This window comes from Vreelandella venusta (assembly GCF_015689495.1).
GTDB classification, from domain to species: domain Bacteria; phylum Pseudomonadota; class Gammaproteobacteria; order Pseudomonadales; family Halomonadaceae; genus Vreelandella; species Vreelandella venusta.
Map to the genome: position 1 here is coordinate 3,220,998 of NZ_CP065135.1, position 21,008 is coordinate 3,242,005.

The following is a 21,008-nucleotide window of genomic DNA, read 5'->3' on the forward strand; positions in this document are numbered from 1 at the left end:
CACCCTAGCGTAAAGTGACGCGTTGGGCGAGTCATTTGCCTGCTTAAAGCGGCCAAACCAGTGGAATAAGGGTTAAGGCAATGGCGCCTGTCAAAAGGTTTAAGCCACCACCAACACGCAAGAAATCACTCACCCGGTAGCCGCCAGGACCATGGACCATAAGGTTCGTTTGGTAACCAATTGGCGTTAAAAAACTCGCCGAGGCAGCAAACATTACTGCCACTACGTAGGGCATCGGGTTAACCCCCAGGCTTTCTGCTGCTGCCATGACCACCGGAAAAATGATCACCGCAGCGGCATTATTGGTTACCAACTCGGTTAACATTGCCACGACGCAATAAGTGGCAATTAATAGCAACAGCGGGTTACCCGCCACCAACGATAGAACATTGCCCGCCAGGAAATCCGCCGCGCCGGATGTTTGTAGCGCAGCTCCTACCCCGAACGATGCTGCAATGGTCAACAACACTTGCGTATCCAGGCCACGCTTAGCAGCGCCCACGGAACAACAACCGGTTAACAGCGCGAGCGCCGCGCCCAACATGGCAGCATTGAGCATACTTAAGACACCTAATGCCGCCAACAGCACCGCCCCCAACAAAATCGCCCAAGCCAGCGGGGCTTTTTCATGCACAGGCCGCGCTGAGCCGTTCAACTCGCTAATTAAAAGAAAGTCTTTCGATTGGCGATGGCGCTCAATGAACGGAGGGCGCGCTTCTAACAGCAGCACATCAGCAGGTTGCAAACGGACTTGACCTAAGTTGCCGGTTACCCGCTCGCCGCCACGACAGATTGCTAGGACAGCAGCGCCATATAGCGTTCTAAAACGGCCATCACGAATCCGCTGCCCAATAAACTGGCACTGGTTCGATACCACCGCTTCAACCAAGCGACGCTCTTTAAACTCTTTTTCCAAACTCGACGCGGCGTCACGAGAAGGGATGAGTCCACGAATCTGCTGTAGCTCTACAGCGGCATCCGAGGTACCCACAAAAACGAGTCGGTCACCTGCCTTTAGCTGCTCGCCGGGCCCCACCACACTCACCACATTACCTGCACGCTCAATTTCAACTAGAAAAAGCTCTTGAAGATGGCGTAACCCAGCTTCTTCCACCGTACGATCAACCAGCACTCCCGCAGGATCAACTTCCATTTCGATAGTGAACTCGCGAGGGTTAGCAAACGCTTTTGACATCCCCTCTCGCGAGGGCAATAAGCGTGGCCCTAAGAAGATAAGATAAGCAAGCCCCACCAGCGCAACAGGGACGCCTACCCACGCTAAATCAAATAGCCCCATCTCAAGCGCGGGATAGCGCTCTACTAACAAACCATGCACAACCAAGTTAGTACTGGTACCAAACAGTGTAATGGTACCGCCGAGAATGGAAGCAAAGCTGAGCGGCATTAACAGCCGTTGAGGAGAAAGTCTTAGTCGCCGACTCCAGCTCATGACAGCAGGGATGTAGGTAGCCACTACGGGCGTGTTATTGAGAAAGCCGCTCAGCGATGCCACGGGTAACAGCAGCCGAACAAGCGCGCCCCGTTCACTGTTAGGACGCCCCAGAACATAGCGAATAATCAGGTCAATGCCGCCCGTTTCACGAATACTGGCAACCAGCACATACATAAAGGCCACGGTGAACAAGCCACTGTTAGAAAAACCGCCCAGCGCCTGCTGAGGGTCAATGACACCTAAGGTCATTAACACCACGACGGCACCAAGCAGAATAATGTCTGGCCCCAATCGAGACAGTGTCATTAACAGGAAGATAGTGAGTACTACCCCCACGGCTATCCAAGCATCCAGCGACATATCCTGCATCCCTAACCTAAAATCTTAGGAGCATTGTGCCGCCTCGAGGATATTCTAAAAAGTTATTTTTAGAAACACAGTAAGAACAAAAAAGAATATAGGCGTGTGGCGTGTGGCGTGTGGCGTGTGGCGTGTGGCGTGTGGCGTGTGGCGTGTGGCGTGTGGCGTGTGGCGTGTGGCGTGTGCAGGGTATTGACTAAGCAGCAACAAAAAACCCCGCTTTCGCGGGGTTTTTTAGCATATTAGCGTTAACCGCTAACAGCGAACATCATCGTTTCTAATTAAAGAACTTTGATGTTAGAAGCCTGAAGGCCTTTTTTACCCTGAGTGACGTCGAAGGAAACCTTCTGACCGTCTTGCAGAGTTTTGAAGCCGTCAGCTTGAATTTCAGAGAAATGCGCGAACAGATCGTCGCCATTGTCGTCCGGAGAAATGAAGCCGAAGCCTTTAGTGTCGTTAAACCACTTAACGGTACCAGTTGCCATGATCGAAATCCTCGATGTAGCTTGATGTAGAGCCGGGTAATACCCGAGTTGCAGTGGGTAGAACAAGAAACTTTCACCAGACTAAACGCTTGGGCGTTTCGATACTGCTGACAACGTTCGACTTGCTAACCAACTGCATTCAGCATGCGCTTAACTTAGCCGCACGTCAATACAATGATGAAAAAAAATGTCAGGATGATGACTGATCCGCAACTGCCATCCACCCTGCTGCTTTCTCAGCAATCATTAAGGTAGGTGAGTTGGTATTACCGCTGGTAATGGTCGGCATAATACTGGCGTCCACTACTCGCAGCCCGCTCACCCCCTTGACACGCAGCTTGGAATCCACCACGGCGTCCGGATCGTCGTCACGGCCCATTTTCGCCGTCCCAACGGGATGAAAGATCGTGGTACCAATATCGCCCGCCAATTTGGCCAGCTCTTCGTCGCTTTGATACTGCAAGCCAGGTTTAAACTCTTCTGGCTGATACTTGGCAAATGCCTGCTGCTCGGCAATCCGCCGCGTAACCCGTAATGAGTCTGCCGCCACCTTGCGGTCTTCTTGGGTGCTCAGGTAGTTAGGCTCTATGGCGGGCGCCGTTTGTGGATCACGGTTTTTGATCCTTACCGAGCCACGGCTTGTAGGGTTAAGGTTGCAGACACTGGCAGTAATCGCCGGGAAGTCGTGTAACGGCTGGCCAAACGCTTCAAGGCTTAATGGCTGTACGTGGTACTCAATGTTGGCGTGCTGATACTCGTCAGAACTACGCGTAAAGATACATAACTGAGAAGGCGCCATGCTCATCGGCCCCCGACGTTTCAGCACGTATTCTAAACCAATCATGGCTTTGCCCAACAGAGTACTGGCCATAGTGTTCAGCGTTTTTGCCCCTTTTACTTTATAGACGGAGCGAATCTGCAAGTGATCCTGCAAGTTTTCGCCTACGCCGGGTAGCGCTGACACCACCTCAATACCGTGTTGTTGTAATAACTCCGGCGCGCCAATACCGGAAAGCTGCAGAATCTGTGGCGAACCGATAGCGCCTGCACTCAGCACAACTTCTTTATTGGCTGTCACGTTGATCATTGTGCCTTCACGCAAAAGCTCAGCGCCCGTGCAGCGTGGTTGGCCATCTTGTGGTTCAAATAGCAGACGATTGACGTGGGTAGAGTGCCAGATCGTTAGATTGGTGCGTTGCTTGATCGGCCGCAAAAACGCTTTAGAAGTATTCCAGCGCCAGCCATTGCGCTGGTTGACCTCAAAATAGTTAACGCCTTCGTTATCACCACGATTGAAATCGTCAGTGCGCGGAATACCCGCTTGCACCGCCGCTTCAGCGAAATCATCTAGCACTTGCCAGCTTAAGCGCTGTTTTTCGATCCGCCATTCGCCACCATGGCCATGATAACGGCGATGATCGGCGTCGCCATCACCGCCTTCATCCAAACGGTGGTGGTTTTCGTGTTTCATGAAATCTGGCAAGCAGTTGTCCCACCGCCAAGCATCATCGCCGGTCAACTCGGCCCAGTGATCGTAATCGCGTGCCTGACCACGTAGATAAAGCATGCCATTAATACTGGAACAGCCACCTAGCGTTTTACCCCGAGGATAAATCAGTGAGCGACCATTGAGCCCTTTGTCAGGCTCAGTACGAAACAGCCAGTCTGTGCGCGGGTTGTTAATGCAGTAAAGATAGCCCACCGGGATATGAATCCAGTGGTAGTTATCCGGCCCACCCGCTTCAATTAGCAGCACCTTATTATTTGGATTAGCGCTGAGTCTATTAGCCATCAGGCACCCTGCGGTGCCTGCGCCGATCACAATATAATCGAAGTTATTATTAGCAGCATGTGACATGAACTGGTTCCCGTAACCTGATGGCGTTACTTCGCCGTAGGCATCACAAACTCAGCGCCTGAATCAATCGAGTCTGACCAACGCTGCATAATGGATTTCTGTTTGGTATAGAAACGCACGCCCTCTTCGCCATAAGCATGCGTATCGCCAAACAGCGAACGTTTCCAGCCGCCGAAACCGTGCCACGCCATAGGTACCGGAATGGGCACATTGATACCGACCATGCCCACCTGAATACGGCGGCCAAATTCCCGCGCAACGCTACCGCTCTCAGTGAAGCAGCTCACGCCGTTACCAAATTCATGGTCATTGATCAGCTGAATGGCGGTGGCAATATCCGGCACTCGAATACAAGCCAGCACTGGGCCGAATATCTCTTCTTTGTATATGGTCATCTCAGGGGTGACATGATCAAACAGAGTGCCGCCCATCCAGAAGCCTTCAGCACAGCCGTCACCGGTTTGCGCAGCATCGAACTCTCGGCCATCCACCACCAAGTGTGCGCCTTCCTCTACGCCTTTATTGATGTAACCGGTAATCCGCTCATGGGCCTGGCGGGTAACAATCGGCCCCATCTCCGCATCCAACTGCATGCCGTCCTTAACTTTCAGCGCCTTGGCACGTTCAGCCAACTGAGCTACCACACCATCCGCCACATCGCCCACCAGCACCGCCACGCTGATTGCCATACAACGTTCGCCCGCCGAGCCGTAGGCAGCACCAATCAGGGCATCCACCGCCTTATCCAGGTTGGCATCTGGCATCACTACCATATGATTTTTAGCGCCACCCAGTGCTTGCACCCGCTTGCCGTGCTTAGCGCCGCGCTCGTAAATCAGGTTAGCAATCGGCGTAGAACCAACAAACGACAACGCTTTAACATCCGGATGGTCGATCAACGCTTCAACGCTGTCTTTATCGCCCTGAACCACGTTGAATACGCCATCCGGCAGCCCCGCCTGCTTGAGCAGATCGGCGATCATCAGCGAAGCACTGGGGTCAAGCGGACTAGGCTTGAGGATGAAGGTATTGCCCGTAGCAATCGCAATCGGGAACATCCACATCGGTACCATAACCGGGAAGTTGAACGGCGTAATACCCGCTACCACGCCCAATGGCTGTCGCATGGTCCAGTTATCAATCCCGGTGCTTACCTGCTCCGTATAATCGCCCTTTAACAACTGGGGAATACCGCAAGCGAATTCAACGATATCAATCCCCCGGGCAACTTCGCCCTGGGCATCGGTAAACACTTTGCCATGCTCTTTAGTAATTGCTTCCGCCAGCGCATCTTTATGGGTATTGAGCAGCTCCAAAAACTTGAACATTACCCGTGCCCGGCGAATGGGTGGGGTGTCTGCCCAAGTAGGAAATGCCGCTTTAGCGGCTTGCACAGCACTATCAACATCGTGTGCAGAGGCGAGCACCACGTTTCCGGTAACGTTACCCGTCGCAGGGTTAAACACGTTTTGCGAAAGACCCGAGCTTCCCTGGCTGATCTGCCCATTAATGAAATGGTTAATAGTGGTTGTTGTCATGTGGCTACCTTTATAAGCAGATTAAAATAACGAATTAAGTATCGACAGATTAACCAGCCCTGCGAGGCAATCAATTGAGTATTTTTTAACCTGGATATAAGCTTTTCAAATAACACAACGACAACAGGTGCTCGCTTATGCAAGAAAACTCTGCGCTACGGGCATTTGTAGCCGTCGCACGTACCGGAAGCGTTTCACGGGCAGCTGACCAGCTCTGCCTGACTCAACCCGCCGTCAGTCTAAAGTTGAAGCAGCTTCAGCAGCACTTAGGGTTAACCCTATTCACCCGTCGCCCTCAGGGGTTAACGCTCACTGCCGATGGCTATGCGTTATTACCCGCCGCAGAAAATGCCCTGGCCAGCGCCCTGGCCTTTGAGCAACGCGCTAGCGCATTGCACAGCACCCTGCGTGGAAAACTAAAAATCGGCACGATTGTTGATCCGGAATTTATTCGCCTGGGCAAATTTCTCAGCCGATTGATGGCCCGCGCCCCTCAACTGGAAACCGAGTTGCATCACGGAATGAGTGGCAACGTATTAACGAGGGTGGAGCAAGGCGAACTGGATGTAGGCTTTTTTCTCGCTCCTCCCGGTGAGGGTTCAGGAAGCGACCTCCTTGCTTGGCGTGAGCTGACCCACTTCCACTACCACGTCATCGCTCCAGCAGGCTGGGAAACCAAACTGTTAGATACTCGCTGGGAAGCTCTAGCAAAGCTTCCCTGGATAGTCACTCCCCCAGTCTCAGCGCACCACCGACTGCTAGATCGCGTCCTAACCCCAAGTGGCGCCACGCCGAATAGGGTTGCCCAAGTAGACCAAGAAGCTTGTATGCTGGATTTAGTCCGTGCGGGAGTCGGTCTAAGCTTAGCAAGGGATGCGCTGGCAATGGCCGAACGCCAGGAAAGCGGTTTGGCTGTAGCCGAAAATGTACGCCTGCCCTGCGCACTTAGCATGATATGGCGCAAAGAACGCGCTGCGGAACCGGCGCTCAAAGCAGCCTTGGATACGTTAGACACAGTATGGCCTTACCGGCTGGGGTAGCGAATAGGTTATGTAAGGTAGTCGCCACCGTTGCCACTAATTGACTCTACAGCGAGCGATAACTCACTACGTCTACTGGAGTGCTTACCATGATTCGATTCCAGCTTTTTCGCCCCTTATCTCAGCCCTTAACGCTGTGTGTCATAGCTGCCGCAGGTCTCGCCAGCACGCCACTACATGCTCAGTCTAATGCGGAAGCTACGTTTGCTGGCGGCTGTTTTTGGTGCATGGAACCTCCCTACGATAAGCAGCCCGGCGTCAGCGCCACTACTTCTGGTTATATGGGCGGCGAGCTTGAAAACCCTAGCTACGAACAAATTTCTCGCGGCGGCACTGGCCACGTCGAAGTAGTGCAAATCAGCTATGATGACAGCCAAATCAGCTACGAGCAGTTGCTAGAGATTTTCTGGCGCAATATTGATCCTTTCGCCGTAGACCGCCAGTTTTGCGACAGCGGCGACCAGTACCGCTCAGCCATTTTTTACCATAGTGAAGAACAGCGGAAACTAGCAGAAGCGTCGAAGGCTGACATGGAAGCGCGCTTTGGCCAGGCTATAGCGACTGAAATAACTCCCGCCAGCGAGTTTTGGGAAGCTGAAGAGTACCACCAGGATTACTATCAAAAGAATCCACTACGCTATCGGTTCTATCGCTTGAGCTGTGGTCGGGACAATCGCCTGGAAGAGGTATGGGGCGAAGAGGCCGGTGGGCCAATATTTGAGTAGCCTACCCTTAACGCGCAAGTTTAACGGAACATTTTTTACCGACGACTGCCCTAGAGGGAGCGCTGTAGTTAAGACGCTAACAATCAATTTGGGCAAACCGGCGTTTTTCTACTAGAGTGGAGAATCAACATTAATAGACCAGTCGGCTAATAGCTGGTCGATTGTTTAACGCCCCGTTGATCAAAAGATAGGAGATCTTATGAGCAACAGCATCACCACCGTCAACCCAGCCACCGGCGAAACGCTTGAGACTTATGCGCTAATGGATGCCAGCCAAGCCAAGCAGATTGTCGAGGCTAGCCATGAAGCGTTTCTTGATTGGCGACTTAAACCACTTGAGCAGCGCGCTAAGGTAGTCAAAGCCATTGGCGAAGCGCTTAACGCCAATAAAGAAGAGCTTGCCGAACTGATGGTGAATGAAATGGGCAAGCTACCCAGCCAAGCCCGCCAGGAAGTCGAGCTTTGCGCGGGTATATGTGATTACACCGCGAAACATGGCCCCACTATATTAGCTGACGAACAGCGCAACCCCAGCAACGGCGAGCGTGGCATTGTTACTTACTCTCCTATGGGCGTTATCTATGGCATACAGCCGTGGAACTTCCCTGCTTATCAAGTAGTGCGTTACTCCATCGCCAACATTATGGCGGGTAATAGCGTGCTACTAAAACATGCTGAGAATGTCACTGGCAGTGGCCTACTGCTCGAAAAAATTTACCGTGAGGCTGGCCTACCGGAAAACGTTTTCCGCACGATCATTATCTCTCACGATGTATCTGATGAGGTGATTGCACACCAAGCGGTTCGTGGCGTCACGCTTACGGGTAGTGATGGCGCAGGACGTAAAGTAGCGGCAAAAGCCGCCGAACACCTGAAAAAAACCGTACTGGAGTTAGGCTCAAACGATGCCTATTTGGTACTGGATGATGCCGATCTCGATGTTGCCGTCAAAACCTGCGTCACTGGGCGTGTGTTTAATACCGGACAGACCTGCGTGGCTGCAAAACGCTTCGTAGTGACCGACGCTAACTATGAAGCGTTCAAAGCGCGTTTTGTGGAAAAAATGAAGGCGCTGAAAGTAGGCGACCCCAGGGCAGATGACACCCACTTAGGCCCCATGGCGCGAGTTGACCTTCGCGATGCTCTCCACGAGCAGGTGGAACAGAGTGTGCGTAAAGGCGCAAAAATCCTCTGCGGCGGCGAAAAACCATCTGGCAAAGGCGCGTTTTACCCAGTGACCGTGCTGGAGAACGTAACGCCCGGCCAGCCCGCCTACGATGACGAGCTATTCGGACCAGTCGCGGCGCTGATTCGCGCTAAAGACGACGAAGACGCCATGCGCATTGCCAACGACAGCCGTTATGGCCTCGGTGGTGGCATCATCTCTAAAGACGTGCAGCGTGCCACTGAGCTTGCCAGCAAGTACTTCGACACTGGCATGGTGTTTATCAATGGCTTTGGCGTTGCCACCCCGGAAATGCCGTTTGGTGGCGTTAAAGACTCGGGCTATGGGCGTGAGCATGGCGGTTTTGGCATGCTTGAGTTCGTTAACGCAAAGTCGGTCATTGTTGTTAAAGAGTGAGGCGGTAAACGCTCAGAACCATAGGCCATAAAACGAACGCGCCGCTAGCTTTCAACAGGCTAGCGGCGCTTTTTTCGTTACTCGTATTATTAGCGGTTTTAATGTTGCTCTGCGGTTCGGCGCTGCCAAAACTTCACTATCAGGGCCATCACTAGCCACGTCACTAACGCCGCAATAACATCGTCTAACACAATACCAAAGCCACCCTGCACATACTCTGCCAAATGAATTGGCGGCGGCTTCAGCGAATCAAAGAAGCGATAAATAACGAATGCCAACGCCATCACCAGTGGATGGCGTGCTGCTTGCAGCCCAATAACCGCTAGCGGGAACGCCAAGTACTCATCGGCAACAATGCTGCCATGATCTAACCCTGCGTAGTGCCACGCAGCGACGTGACAAATCGGCACTGCAAGTGTCAGCAGAACAGCGATGATAACGCCCTGCTGCACCAGCGGTCGGCTTAACAACCACCATGCTAAGGGAATGCCCAGCAGCGAACCAACCGTACCCGGCGCGACTGGCGCTAGCCCCAGCCCAAAGCCAGTGGCTAGCCAAAAATTAAATGTATCCAGCATTAACCTGCCTGCTGCGCCTGGCGCTCAAGCTCGGCAGCCATGTCGGGCGAGAGATTCAGCGCACTTGCCAATTGATCCAACCAAGCGCGCTCCATGGGATTTTGATCATCGGTCACCGCAACGCTGATCAGATACATCTCGCGGGCAGCCTGGGGAGAGTCAGCTTCACGGGCGAGTGTCTGAGCATCCAGCGGAGCATTGAGCTGCTGCTCGACCCAGCGGTGCATCTCCTGATCGGCACCTAGCGCATCGATCTGCTCTGTGATGAGTGCCTGCTCTTGCTCATCAATATGGCCATCGGCCCTGGCGGCCATAATCATTGCTTGCAACAGCTCAAGGCTGCGCCGCTCTTGATACTCACCGCTAAGCACTTCTACCCGTTCGCCCTCGGATGCATTTTGACCAGCACTGGACGAGCTAGCCGCATTTTTCCCTTCCTGGGAGCTTTGCCATGCTTTCCAGGCCAGCATGCCCACACCAGCAATTGCGCCGTACTTGAGCGCTTTACCGCCCATACTACGACCACGCTTAGAGCCAATGAGCATGCCCATTGCGCTACCACCTAACAGGCTCTTAATATCAAAGCCGCTAGAGCCACCCCCTTGCCGCGAGCCCTGGCCTGCGCTACTGCTACCACCGCCTAGCTGGCGCGATAGCCCATCAATAACGCCTTTAACATCGATACCGCTTCCGCTGTTTCCACTACTGTTTCCACTACTTCTGCTACCGCTGGCCTGCTTCATCAACTGTTGTAAAATCTTGCTTGCGTTCATCCTTGTACTCCTACGTGGATAGTATCTAAGTGGATAGTATCTCTAGGGCTCGCTAGACGCTTCGCTTCCGTTATAAAACATGCTGTATGAACGCAGCATGAATTAACGCCACCCTAGGCATTAAAGAAGCGCGCCCTTCACCTCCACCGAGCTACCAAATCGGCTGGCACGCACTTCAACACGGACAGGCATTTGCTCTTTGAGTTCGCTGACATGAGAGATAATGCCGATCATTCGCCCGCCCATTTGTAACTCACTGAGCATCGCAATCGCTTGGTCTAATGCATCCTGATCAAGGCTACCAAAGCCCTCATCAATAAATAGCGTATCCAACTGAATCCCGCCTGCGTAGGCCTGCACCACGTCAGAAAGCCCTAGCGCCAGCGCCAAAGCCGCCATAAACGACTCGCCGCCGGAAAGCGTCGCTACCGAACGGCTCTTACCGGTGTAGGTATCGGCCACATCCAACTCCAATCCCGAGGCTTTATTGCCCTTGGATGGGTCTTCGCGTCGCACTAATTGGTAGCGCCCGCGGCTCATACGCACCAGCCGTTCAGACGCCTGAATCAGTACGTCGTCCAGCAGCACACCCAGTACAAATCGCTGCAAGCTAATGCGATTACCGGTGCGCCCGTTCGCCACTTCGCTTAATGTCCCCCACACCCGATACTGGGCTTCAAGCTTGGCCTGGGCCGCACGGGCGGTGGTAAGTTTCTGGTGAACACCCTGCAGCGTATTTAGCCGCCCATCTAGCGCCCGCCATGCATCGAGTTGAGTATGCTCCTCCGCCTGGGCGGCTTCGGTAAGCGCGGTGAGTGCGGCGAGATCTGGCGGCGTTTTTTCGGCCAGCTGGGCGTGGTAATTGTGTAGCGCGCCGTCCAGTTCAGCCAAACGGCGTTGATAGGCCTCTACTTGGCGAGCCAGATCTTGCCGCTGGCTATCCTCTAGCTGAGCCGCCTGAAAAGCAGCTTCGCAGTCAAATGAACTGGCTTGTAGCGCCGATTGCCACCCAGCCTGGGCCTGCTCAAGCGCTTGCTGTTTTCGCGCCAGCTGTTGGTTTGCACTGCGCAGCTGCTCTTCTGCCCGCGCCTGCTGGGTTTGGCTCGTCGAAAGCAGCTGTTGTGCTCGCTCCCAGGCCTGTTCAAGCTCAGCAATTTGGTTATCAAGTTCAGTGAGCGCTTGGCGCATGGCCAACGGGTTGCGGGCATCTTCTGGCAGTGATTGGCTTAATTGATCGCGCTGGCTCGCTAGCCGTAACGCCTCCTCTTTGGCCTTTTCAACCACAGGCCGCTGGGCTTTGAGCTGTTTGTCCAGCGTGCCCCAGCCGCTACGTAGCTCGTCACGGGCAGCGCTTTGCCGGTTAATCTCACTCTCGACCTGTTGCCGACGCGCGACTTGGCGGCGCAATTGTTCGCAAGCCTGTTGCAGTTCAACTGGCGATTGGCTGGCCCAGTCGCCTAGCTGGCGACTAAGGCGCTGCGCCTGCTCAGCGTTATAGCTAAGCTGTTGTGCTAACTGCTGCTCCTGACGCTCAGCGGTTTGTAAGGCCTGGCGAGCCTGTTCCTGGGCTGAGCGGGCTTCTTCTACCTGCGCCTGGGTAACAATATCAGCATGCTGAACCGCTGGGGATGGGTGTTCAAGGCTGCCACACACCGGGCAAGGCGCTTCCGCTTCCAGGGTGAGCGCTAACAGTGCGGCTTGCCCTTGGTGCCAGCGCATCTCTTGCTCGGTTGCGTGGCGCTTAGCCTGTTCTGCTTCGCTGCGCCGACCTTGAAGTGCCGCCGCTGCCTGCTGCTGTTGAGCGACAAGTTCACGCCCTTGCCGCATCAGCGCCTCCAACTCCTGTCGCTGAACTAGCAGGCTCTCATGACGGCTCAGCTCTGCAGGGGCGCTGGCCAACTGCTGACTTTCCGTTTGCAGCTGCTCAAGCGTAACGCTTAGCGATTCACCTTGCTGGCGAATACCGTCTAACTGAGCTTCATCACGCTTAAGTATGCCATCGGCTTGCTGCCAAGCGGTTTGTGCCGCTTGCCAGCGCGCTTCAAGCTCACTTAACTGCTGGCTTTTGTGGATAAACTCGCCCAACTGACGATGGCGCTCGCGCAGTGCAGGTAGTTCAGTCTGGCGCTGGCGTGTCGCTTCAAAGGTACGCTTGGCTTGTTCAGTATTCGTACGCTGGGTAGTCAGCGCGGCATCGGCTTGCCGCTGCTCTTCTTGAGCGGTCGTGAGCTCCTGCTGCGCTTGGACTAACGCAGCCCTATAGGGTCGCAGCGCTTGAGCGTGGTCGCTTTGGGTCAAGCGGCTCTGAAAGGCCGTTATTTGCGCCTGCTGTTCAAGGTGGCGTGCTTTCTCTGCGGCGAGGCTGTCCCGCGCTTCAAATTGGCGCTGTAACGCTTGGGCGGCATCTCGTCGCTGTTCAGCACTACGGCGCTGTTGCTGAGCGATTTCAAAACGCTGACGGGCTTGACCTACTTGCGGGGTTAGCGCCTCTACTTCTTGCGCCAATGCCGCTTCGCTTTCCAGCTCGCCCCCGGCCAAAATGCCGCTGATATGCTGGCGATGATCATTCACCGCTCGCTCTATTTGATTCGCCTGGGTACGCAGGCGCTCTTCAATACGCTGAAAAATCTGGGTTTGAAATAGCTGCGAAAAAATTTTCTCGCGATCTTTCGATTCCGCTAACAACAGTTCACGAAACTTCCCCTGGGGCAGCACCATGACTTGGCGGAATTGATTAGCATCCAGACCTATTAAGGCGTGCAGTTGACTGTTGGCATCGGTGACCTTACGCGCCACCAAACATTCATCCTCATCGCCTTCCGGGGTAAGCCGCCACAGTTGGGCTTCTGCACTTTGTGTGGTAGTGCCTTCGCCAGTGGCCTTGGGGCGCTCCTGCTGGGGCACCCGGCGCACTCGGTAAGTCCCATCGCGCAGGCGAAAATCCAAGCTCACCTCGGTCAACAAGGTAGCAGTAGCTTGGTCGCAGCGCATTTGGCCAGCATCGCGGTCATTACCAGTGGTCTGGCCGTAAAGCGCAAAACAGATGGCATCTAATATCGAGCTTTTCCCTGCGCCCGTGGGGCCGTTAATCAGAAACAGCGGGCTTCTGCCCAGCGCAGTAAAGTCGATCGTTTCGCTGCCTGCAAAGGGGCCAAACGCCTGCATGGTGAGCGTTAACGGCGTCATGACTGGCTCTCCTGCTCACGGCTTAGGGTGGTGATGAGTTCGCGCATGGCGCTGGCCTGCTCATCACTCATGGTGCCCCCGCTGGTTTGGCTAAAGAAATCACTAAACATATCCAACGCGCTGAACTGCAGCCGTTCGCGATCTAACTGCTGACGCCCTTGGGCTTCCAGCATGCCGGGCTTTTCTAAATGCAACACGTTGGGGTAGACCTCGCGTAGCTTGCCCATGGGATCAAGAATCGCGTGGCGGTCGGTCAAACGAACGAGTAGATAGTCATCGGCTTGGGTATCGGTTTTGCCTTGCGCTAGCAGCTCGGCCAGTTCGCCTTCCAGCACACGTACCTCTCGGCGCGGCGTCAGCGGGCGGTGTTCGATCTGGCTCACACCCTCGGGGCCAATATCCACCAGCGTGACGCCTTTGCGCTGGTTAGCCTCTGAAAAGCTGTATTTAAGCAACGAGCCGCTGTAGCGAATATGCTCACCACCGCGATATTGCGGTCCATGAAGGTGGCCTAAGGCGACATAGTCAAACGACTGCATCGGCTCCCAAGCGACGCTTTCCGCGCCTCCCAAGGTTAACGGTCGCTCTGAATCACTGGCGCTGCCGCCATCTACAAAGCAGTGGCTCATAAGCACAGTAGGTCGGCCCGCTTGGCGCTGGGCGTTGATACGGTCGACTAAGAAACGGTGGGCGCTGTCGAAATCGCGGACATCCACCGAAAACTGGCTGCGCACATACTCCGGGTCAGCGTAGGGAATACCGAACACATCCACCTCTTCCCCATTAACCGACAGTGTCACTGGGTGATCGCAGGCAGATAGATCAGACAAAATATGCAGCCCTGCTTGGCGCAGGTGGCGTGCCCCAAACCCGAGTCGCTCAGCGCCATCGTGGTTGCCGGAAATCATAATCACCGGTAGGCCACGCTTTTCACACAGCTCACCAAGCACCTCATCTAACAGGGTGACGGCAGCGGATGGCGGCACCGAACGGTCGTAGATATCGCCTGCAACCAGCACAGCATCCACCGCATCGCGGTCAATAATATCCAGGAGCTGGTTCAGCACATGGCGCTGGTCTTCCAGCAGAGAGAGGTTGTGAAACAGCCGCCCTAAATGCCAATCGGCGGTATGAAGTAGTCGCATGGCAGGCTCAACGCAAAAAATATACCCCATCATAGCAACCTGCCTTCCAAACTGTCCGTCACGCAGCACAAAAAGCTTGCTACCAAAGCTCTCTACAAAAAGCCCCGCACATGGCGGGGCTTAAGCAACAGTAGTGACTGGCGGTTAGTCGCGGAACGCGTCCGGATAAGTGGTTAAGTCAATACCCCACATGAGGGGCAATAAGAAATAAACCGCTGCGACGATTAGCAGTAGCGCGAAAATATTCAGCCAGAATCCATTGCGTACCATTTCGATAATTTTGATTTTTCCGGTCGCAAAAATAATCGCGTTGGGAGGTGTACCCACCGGTAGCATAAAGGCGCAGTTAGCTGCCATGGCAGCAGGTACCATTAGCACGAACGGATGGATATCCAACGCCAGCGCCAACGAGGCAAGCACCGGAAGAATCATCGTAGCCGTTGCTGTATTGGAGGTAATCTCGGTCAAGAACAACACCATTCCAGCGGCTAACAAGATCACTAGCAAGAAGTTAACGCCTTCCAGCACGCTCATCTGGCCACCAATCCAGGCAGCTAAACCAGAAGAACCAAAACCAGCCGCAATTGCCAAGCCGCCGCCAAATAGCAGCAAAATGCCCCAAGGCACGTCTTTGGCAATATCCCACCCTAGCAGGCAACCGCCTTTGCTTGGCGAGGGAATTAAGAACAGCGCAATCGCCGCCACAATGGCGATCATCGTGTCGTTAATACCTGGGATGGTGAGTATTTGGCCTTGCCACAGGAAAGAACGGGTAATCCAGAAAAACGCCGCTAACAGAAAAACGACCAGCACGGCTTTCTCTTCGAAGGTGATCTTACCCAGCGCGGCCTTTTCTTTAGCAATGAGCGCTTTGCCACCCGGAAGGTTGCTGAAGTTAATCGGGTAAATAAAGCGTGTCAGCATTAGCCAACCAATAAACAGCAGCACCACAACGACCGGGAAAGCAAACATCATCCAACTGGCAAAGGTAATCTCAACGCCAAACAGCTCATTCACAATCGCTGCCAGAATGATATTGGGAGGTGTACCAATCAGAGTACCCAAACCGCCGATAGTGCCGCCGTAACCAACGCCAAAAATTAGCGCTTTACTGAATTTATCGATGTCTTCGCTATGATCACCCTCGCTCTTATTAAGCTCCTGGGTTACCTGATAGACAATCGCGGTGCCAATAGGCAGCATCATCATGACCGACGCAGTGTTGGATACCCACATCGACAAAAAGCCAGTGGCCGCCATAAAGCCGAACACAATACTGTTAATGCTGGTGCCCAATACCGAAATAATGGTGAGGGCAATACGCTTATGCAGATCCCACTTTTCCATCGCCAGAGCAATCATAAAACCGCCGAGGAAAAGGAAGATAATAGGGTTGCCGTATGCTGCCGTAACCGCACTACTCTCAAGGGCGCCGGTGATCGGCAGCAATACAATGGGCAAAAGTGACGTGACAGGAATAGGGATGGCTTCGGTAATCCACCACACGGCCACCCAAAGCGTAGTGGCAAGTACCATGCGGCCTTCTAAGCTTAGCTCCGCCGGATGAAAAAACAGCAGCACGAAGGCAAACAGCATCGGTCCTAGCACTAGCCCAACCTTTTGAGCAGTCGTATAGGCAGGTGGCTTTGGCGGTTTGCTACCCGAATGTTGTTGCTCACCTGACTTAGCAGAGGATGAGCGTCCAGCGCCGGCGGCTGGCAACGCACACATAAGTAGGTTTTTGGCTTGGTCATGGGAGTGCCAAAGCGACTCCCAGAGTGTCATAGTGGCAGTTCTGCGCATTATCAAAGTACCGTTCGCAGTCAGGTGATCGAAAGGGAGCTTCTCTCAGCTCCTCCTATGGCGTATTTAAAACAGCCTAGCTGGCTTTTTGGTGCCCTTTATTCACTGCAGCCAGGTATTAGTCCAGCGAATTGACGAAAACTACAACCAAAGTCTAACAACTTTAGTTGTAGCTGTTAGCGCTCCTTACCCTGATGTGACACGGCACTTTTATCCCGCTAGGTTTGAGTCTTTTTCCAGGGTGGTACTCACATGCTCGACCGTTTTACTATGCCGCTGACCCATCGACCACTTGCCAGTATGGCTCGGCATCTCAACAACCAGCAGATTACCCCTGACCAAGTTACCTTAGTGGCTTTTTTAGTGGGTATCAGCGCGCTACCGCTATTAGCCTTTGAATATTATGTTTTGGCACTGATGGCGATTTTATTGAACCGCCTCGGTGATGGGCTTGATGGTGCACTTGCCCGGCTAAGCGGCCAGCAAAGCGATGCGGGTGGGTTCATTGATATCGGGTTAGATTTTGTCTTTTATGCTGCGGTAGTACTGGGATTCGCGCTGGCTAACCCTGGGCAAAATGCGCTGGCAGCAGCGGTATTGCTATTCGCATTTATCGGCACAGGGACATCGTTTTTAGCCTTTGCTATTGCGGCGAAAGCACGCAATGTTGAACGGCCAAACTTTCCACAAAAGGCATTTTACTATTTAGAGGGATTAACCGAAGGCACAGAGACCGTGATCGCGTTAGTACTCTTTTGCCTATTTCCTGACTATTTTCCATGGTTAGCGGGCCTATTCGCAGTCGCTTGCCTAATCACGACTGCCACGCGGCTATGGGGAGGCTATTGGACATTGCGGTCGTGGCCAAGGTGATAATTCTATCTCTATGCGATTAAAAGCCAATCTCGTTCTTATCACGCCACTAGCTAACCAATGGCTATATAAACGGCTTGCCTCTATGCCGAAGATTCATCAGCCGAGTTGCTGTTAAGGGAGGCAAACCGTTTAGAATTTCTTATCAGTCTAAATCATCTAGCGTAACCACAAGATCCCGGGTAGATACATCTACCTTCCAGAAGGTGTAACTGTCGTCGTCTTCATCGACTAAACGAATATCGAAGTAGGGACTGTCATACCCCGTGATCGCCACCCGTTGAGTATCACCATCCATCAAGACGTCATTACCGAGCACATCCTCTTCCCAGCTTTTTGAGTCGACGGGGCTTATATACATGTAATACAAGATATAGCCCGTACGATTAGTGATATCGATATGGTAGTCGGCAGCCATTGCAAGCGAAGAGCTACACAGTACCAGCAGTGCAGCGAATAACACTTTAATGCGCATTGATAAGTTCCCTGTTCTTTTCTCTTTCTTTTAAGAGAAGCGATAGATTGCAACCTAGTATCGCCAAGATCAAAACATAGCGATCAGCACATTATATCGTCAGTTACTTATCTAATTGAGAGCCTTAGCCAAGTTTTTCCTGCCACTGCCCGCGAGATACTCACAGCTGGTAGAATGCTGTCCCTTTCAGGCACGTTCACGGCCTATCGCCACAACGTTTCCCCTTCTACTACCTGAGAGTCGCGCAATGATCGCCACCATCTACACCGTGTTTCAGCCACTTTTCCGGCTGGGCCTTATCCCGCAGATTTTAATTGGCATTGTTGCCGGGATATTTATCGCCCTTTTCACACCGGACATTGCAGGCAATGTGGCACTGCTTGGTCAGCTATTTATTGCCGCGCTGCAAGCAGTGGCTCCTATTTTAGTCTTTGTGCTGGTTACCGCTGCCATCGCTGCACACAAGAAAGGCCAACCCACTCACATTCGCCCCGTGCTCATACTGTATGTGGTAGGCACATTAGTCGCTGCGCTAATTGCAGTGGCGGCAAGCTTTCTATTCCCTACCGAACTTGCATTGAATGCGGGGCAAATTGACGGCAATCCACCTGGGGATATTTTTAGCGTTTTAAGGGATCTGTTATTAAATGCGGTGGCTAACCCGGTAAGTGCGCTGATGGAAGCGAACTTTATCGCTATCCTGGCATGGGCCATTGGCCTTGGCTTAATGCTACGCCAAGCCAGCGACACCACCCGCCAAGCGTTAAACGATTTATCTACTGCTGTCACCCGCATTGTCACGCTGGTAATTCGCTTAGCGCCGATTGGCATCTTTGGCTTAGTCGCGGGAACCTTGGCAGAGTCAGGGGTAGAGGCATTGCTCAACTACGCTCAACTGCTAGGGGTCATCGTAGGCTGTATGCTGTTTGTTGCTCTTGTTAGCAATCCGCTGCTCGTTTATCTCACTACCCGTCAGAACCCTTACCCACTGGTGTTTACCTGCCTGCGCGGCAGTGCCATTACCGCCTTCTTTACCCGCAGCTCAGCGGCAAATATTCCCGTAAATTTAGAGCTGTGTCGCCGTCTAAAGCTGGATGCCGATACCTACGCTATTTCAATTCCGCTTGGTGCGACGATCAACATGTGTGGTGCAGCAATCACCATAACGGTGATTACCTTGGCGACCACCCATACGCTAGGCATTACCGTTGACTTCCCCACTGCCCTACTACTGTGTGTGGTGTCTGCACTGGCTGCCTGCGGTGTTTCAGGCGTAGCCGGTGGCTCGCTGATGCTCATTCCGATGGCCGCCAACCTATTTGGCATTCCCACAGAAGTCGCCATGCAAGCAGTAGCAATTGGCTTTGTCATCAGCGTGGTACAAGACGCGACCGAAACTGCGCTGAATTCCTCAACGGATGTGCTATTCACTGCTGCCGCCTGCCGAGCCCGTCAACCCTCCGGTTCTGACCACAGGTTATAACGCAATTTGGTTGACTTCTCGCTGTTCCTTATATAGAACGTTCTATAAAAGGAACAGCGAGATAATCGAATGGATGAGCACTCACTAAGTACCCTAGGTCAGCATTTGCAATCCCTTCGCCAAGCGCGGGGCTGGTCACTCTCCTATCTAGCCAATGCCGCTGGCATTGCCAAATCGAATTTGTGCCGTCTGGAACAAGGTAATGGCAACCCCACCTTGGATACCATCTGGCGGTTAGCAGTGCAGCTTAATGTCCCCTTCGGCACTCTGGTCGCGCCTATCTCTGTGCCTTTAGGTGAAGATGGCGTGCAAGTTCAGTTAATCGACCAGGGAAAAGGCTCGCCTCAGGTAGATGCCTATTGGATGCGCTGCGCTCCTCATACCCTGCGCCACGCCGAAGCTCACACCCTGGGTACTCAAGAGACGCTGACCTTGATCAGCGGCTGGTTAGAAGCCGGCCCAGAAGGTGCAGTGACGACGCTAACCCCTGGCGAAAGCATCACCTTCCGTGCTGATAAGCCTCACTTTTACCGCACCCAGGACCACGAGGCCACCATGCTACTTACCATTACTTACGGCGAACAGGGAGAAGCGCTATGAACCAACTCGTCAGCCACTCGCCGTGGCGCAGCGCGCTGCAAGGTGTGCAGGAAGCGATTCCGCTATTAGGCGGTTATATACCGGTGGCGCTATCGTTTGGTTTGGTAGCTAGCCAAGCTGGCTTTAGCACATGGGAAGCCACAGCCATATCGGCGCTGATTTACGCGGGTGCCTCGCAGTTTTTGTTTGTCGGCATGATCGCCACCGGCGCTCCACTGTGGTTGGTGGTAGCAATGACGTTACTGATTAACGTGCGCCACATGGTGTACGGCCCTAACCTAGCCGAGCTACTGCCGCGCAGCCGTCACTGGCCATGGTTAATGCACGGCCTAACCGACCAGGTATTTGCTCTGGCATTAACCAGACTTCCGCAACTGCCTGACGCGAAGCGCTTTAGCTGGTTTTTAGGTGCATCGTTACTGGCGTGGGGAGCGTGGGCGGTGGGCACTGCCGTGGGGGCTACTGCTGGTGAAGCATTTACCGCCCGCTGGCCGTTGTTGGGTGAAATTATGCCCTTCGCGCTGCCTGCCCTATTTCTCACTATGGTGGCTCCGCGTTTTACCGATAAACGCTGGGCAGTAGCAATGGGACTCACCATCATTGCAGCACTGTGTTTAACGCTGACTGGGTGGGGCAACGTAGCCATCCCACTAGCGGCTGCCTGTGGCGCGCTGTGCTTCTATATGGTGAAGTTTGAAAAAGGGAGAGACAGTCATGAGTAGTGCATTGTGGTTAGCGGTGGTGATATCTGCGATAGGTACGTTGCTGATGCGTGTGGTGCCTTTTCTATGGATGCAGCGCCGAATTAATAGCGAGACGGGGATTAGCAATATGCCTCAATGGCTCAGTATTCTCGGCCCGCTGATGATCGCCGCTGTACTCGGTGTTTCTATCGTGCCAGTGAGCCCAGGCGCCGTTTCATGGTTTGCCACGGCTATCGGTCTTGCCGTCACATTATGGGTATGGTCGCGGCTACGCTCATTAGGCTGGCCGGTCGCCGCAGGGGTAGCTGTATTTGGCATCGTCAAGGTAGGGGTAGCGCTAATATAAC

The 21,008-nt window shown here is 53.5% G+C and carries 18 protein-coding genes; 8 read left to right on the forward strand and 10 right to left on the reverse strand.

The window, feature by feature from the left end:
- Positions 1–43: 43 nt before the first annotated feature.
- The 4 genes from IR195_RS15160 to IR195_RS15175 form a co-directional block, all read right to left on the reverse strand.
- Complete coding sequence (locus IR195_RS15160) at positions 44–1,813, reverse strand: SLC13 family permease (RefSeq protein WP_206047981.1); 1,770 nt, start codon at positions 1,811–1,813, stop codon at positions 44–46.
- A gap of 281 nt (positions 1,814–2,094) precedes the next feature.
- The gene (locus IR195_RS15165; RefSeq protein WP_009101184.1) at positions 2,095–2,298 is read right to left on the reverse strand and encodes a cold-shock protein; all 204 of its coding nucleotides are present in this window, start codon (positions 2,296–2,298) and stop codon (positions 2,095–2,097) included.
- Positions 2,299–2,488: 190 nt separating this feature from the next.
- The gene (locus IR195_RS15170; protein ID WP_206047982.1) at positions 2,489–4,156 is read right to left on the reverse strand and encodes a GMC family oxidoreductase; all 1,668 of its coding nucleotides are present in this window, start codon (positions 4,154–4,156) and stop codon (positions 2,489–2,491) included.
- Positions 4,157–4,182: 26 nt separating this feature from the next.
- Entirely contained in the window at positions 4,183–5,694 is a 1,512-nt protein-coding gene (locus IR195_RS15175) for a CoA-acylating methylmalonate-semialdehyde dehydrogenase (RefSeq protein ID WP_125750612.1), read from the reverse strand.
- Positions 5,695–5,831: 137 nt separating this feature from the next.
- Between IR195_RS15175 and IR195_RS15180 the strand changes: the two genes are divergently transcribed.
- From IR195_RS15180 to IR195_RS15190, 3 genes are all read left to right on the forward strand, one after another.
- Complete coding sequence (locus IR195_RS15180; protein ID WP_125750615.1) at positions 5,832–6,734, forward strand: LysR family transcriptional regulator; 903 nt, start codon at positions 5,832–5,834, stop codon at positions 6,732–6,734.
- A gap of 89 nt (positions 6,735–6,823) precedes the next feature.
- Complete coding sequence (msrA, locus tag IR195_RS15185; RefSeq protein ID WP_206047983.1) at positions 6,824–7,459, forward strand: peptide-methionine (S)-S-oxide reductase MsrA; 636 nt, start codon at positions 6,824–6,826, stop codon at positions 7,457–7,459.
- 199 nt (positions 7,460–7,658) lie between these two features.
- Positions 7,659–9,041 carry an NAD-dependent succinate-semialdehyde dehydrogenase gene (locus tag IR195_RS15190; protein ID WP_206047984.1) on the forward strand — a complete coding sequence of 461 codons (1,383 nt, stop codon included), beginning with the start codon at positions 7,659–7,661 and terminating at the stop codon, positions 9,039–9,041.
- A 98-nt stretch (positions 9,042–9,139) separates the two neighbouring features.
- On the opposite strand, the gene IR195_RS15195 is transcribed toward IR195_RS15190, so the two are convergent.
- From IR195_RS15195 to IR195_RS15215, 5 genes are all read right to left on the reverse strand, one after another.
- Positions 9,140–9,619, reverse strand: a complete 480-nt coding sequence (locus IR195_RS15195; RefSeq protein WP_206047985.1) for a phosphatidylglycerophosphatase A family protein — start codon at positions 9,617–9,619, stop codon at positions 9,140–9,142.
- Positions 9,619–10,392: a tellurite resistance TerB family protein gene (locus IR195_RS15200; protein WP_206047986.1), complete on the reverse strand. Its 774-nt coding sequence runs from the start codon at positions 10,390–10,392 to the stop codon at positions 9,619–9,621. The genes IR195_RS15195 and IR195_RS15200 overlap by 1 nt, the downstream gene beginning before the upstream one ends.
- Before the next feature lie 120 nt (positions 10,393–10,512).
- Positions 10,513–13,578, reverse strand: coding sequence for an AAA family ATPase (locus tag IR195_RS15205; RefSeq protein ID WP_206047987.1), 3,066 nt, complete (start codon positions 13,576–13,578; stop codon positions 10,513–10,515).
- Positions 13,575–14,723 (reverse strand): exonuclease SbcCD subunit D, encoded by a 1,149-nt coding sequence (locus IR195_RS15210; protein WP_206047988.1) that lies wholly within the window; start codon positions 14,721–14,723, stop codon positions 13,575–13,577. The genes IR195_RS15205 and IR195_RS15210 overlap by 4 nt, the downstream gene beginning before the upstream one ends.
- A gap of 144 nt (positions 14,724–14,867) precedes the next feature.
- Positions 14,868–16,508 (reverse strand): SLC13 family permease, encoded by a 1,641-nt coding sequence (locus IR195_RS15215; protein WP_125753734.1) that lies wholly within the window; start codon positions 16,506–16,508, stop codon positions 14,868–14,870.
- 270 nt (positions 16,509–16,778) lie between these two features.
- Here IR195_RS15215 and IR195_RS15220 point away from each other — a divergent pair, with 270 nt between their 5' ends.
- Entirely contained in the window at positions 16,779–17,399 is a 621-nt protein-coding gene (locus tag IR195_RS15220; RefSeq protein ID WP_125750637.1) for a CDP-alcohol phosphatidyltransferase family protein, read from the forward strand.
- A gap of 145 nt (positions 17,400–17,544) precedes the next feature.
- Here IR195_RS15220 and IR195_RS15225 read toward each other — a convergent pair whose 3' ends face one another.
- A complete protein-coding gene (locus IR195_RS15225; RefSeq protein ID WP_125750640.1) occupies positions 17,545–17,874 on the reverse strand; it encodes a hypothetical protein in 330 nt (109 codons plus the stop codon).
- Between the two features lie 247 nt (positions 17,875–18,121).
- Between IR195_RS15225 and sstT the strand changes: the two genes are divergently transcribed.
- From sstT to IR195_RS15245, 4 genes are all read left to right on the forward strand, one after another.
- A complete protein-coding gene (gene sstT / locus IR195_RS15230; protein ID WP_206047989.1) occupies positions 18,122–19,357 on the forward strand; it encodes a serine/threonine transporter SstT in 1,236 nt (411 codons plus the stop codon).
- Between the two features lie 69 nt (positions 19,358–19,426).
- The gene (locus IR195_RS15235; RefSeq protein ID WP_146941954.1) at positions 19,427–19,957 is read left to right on the forward strand and encodes a helix-turn-helix domain-containing protein; all 531 of its coding nucleotides are present in this window, start codon (positions 19,427–19,429) and stop codon (positions 19,955–19,957) included.
- Positions 19,954–20,679 carry an AzlC family ABC transporter permease gene (locus IR195_RS15240; RefSeq protein WP_125750645.1) on the forward strand — a complete coding sequence of 242 codons (726 nt, stop codon included), beginning with the start codon at positions 19,954–19,956 and terminating at the stop codon, positions 20,677–20,679. The genes IR195_RS15235 and IR195_RS15240 overlap by 4 nt, the downstream gene beginning before the upstream one ends.
- Complete coding sequence (locus IR195_RS15245) at positions 20,672–21,007, forward strand: AzlD domain-containing protein (protein WP_146941952.1); 336 nt, start codon at positions 20,672–20,674, stop codon at positions 21,005–21,007. Before IR195_RS15240 ends, IR195_RS15245 begins: the two co-directional genes overlap by 8 nt.
- The last annotated feature ends 1 nt before the right edge of the window (position 21,008 follow it).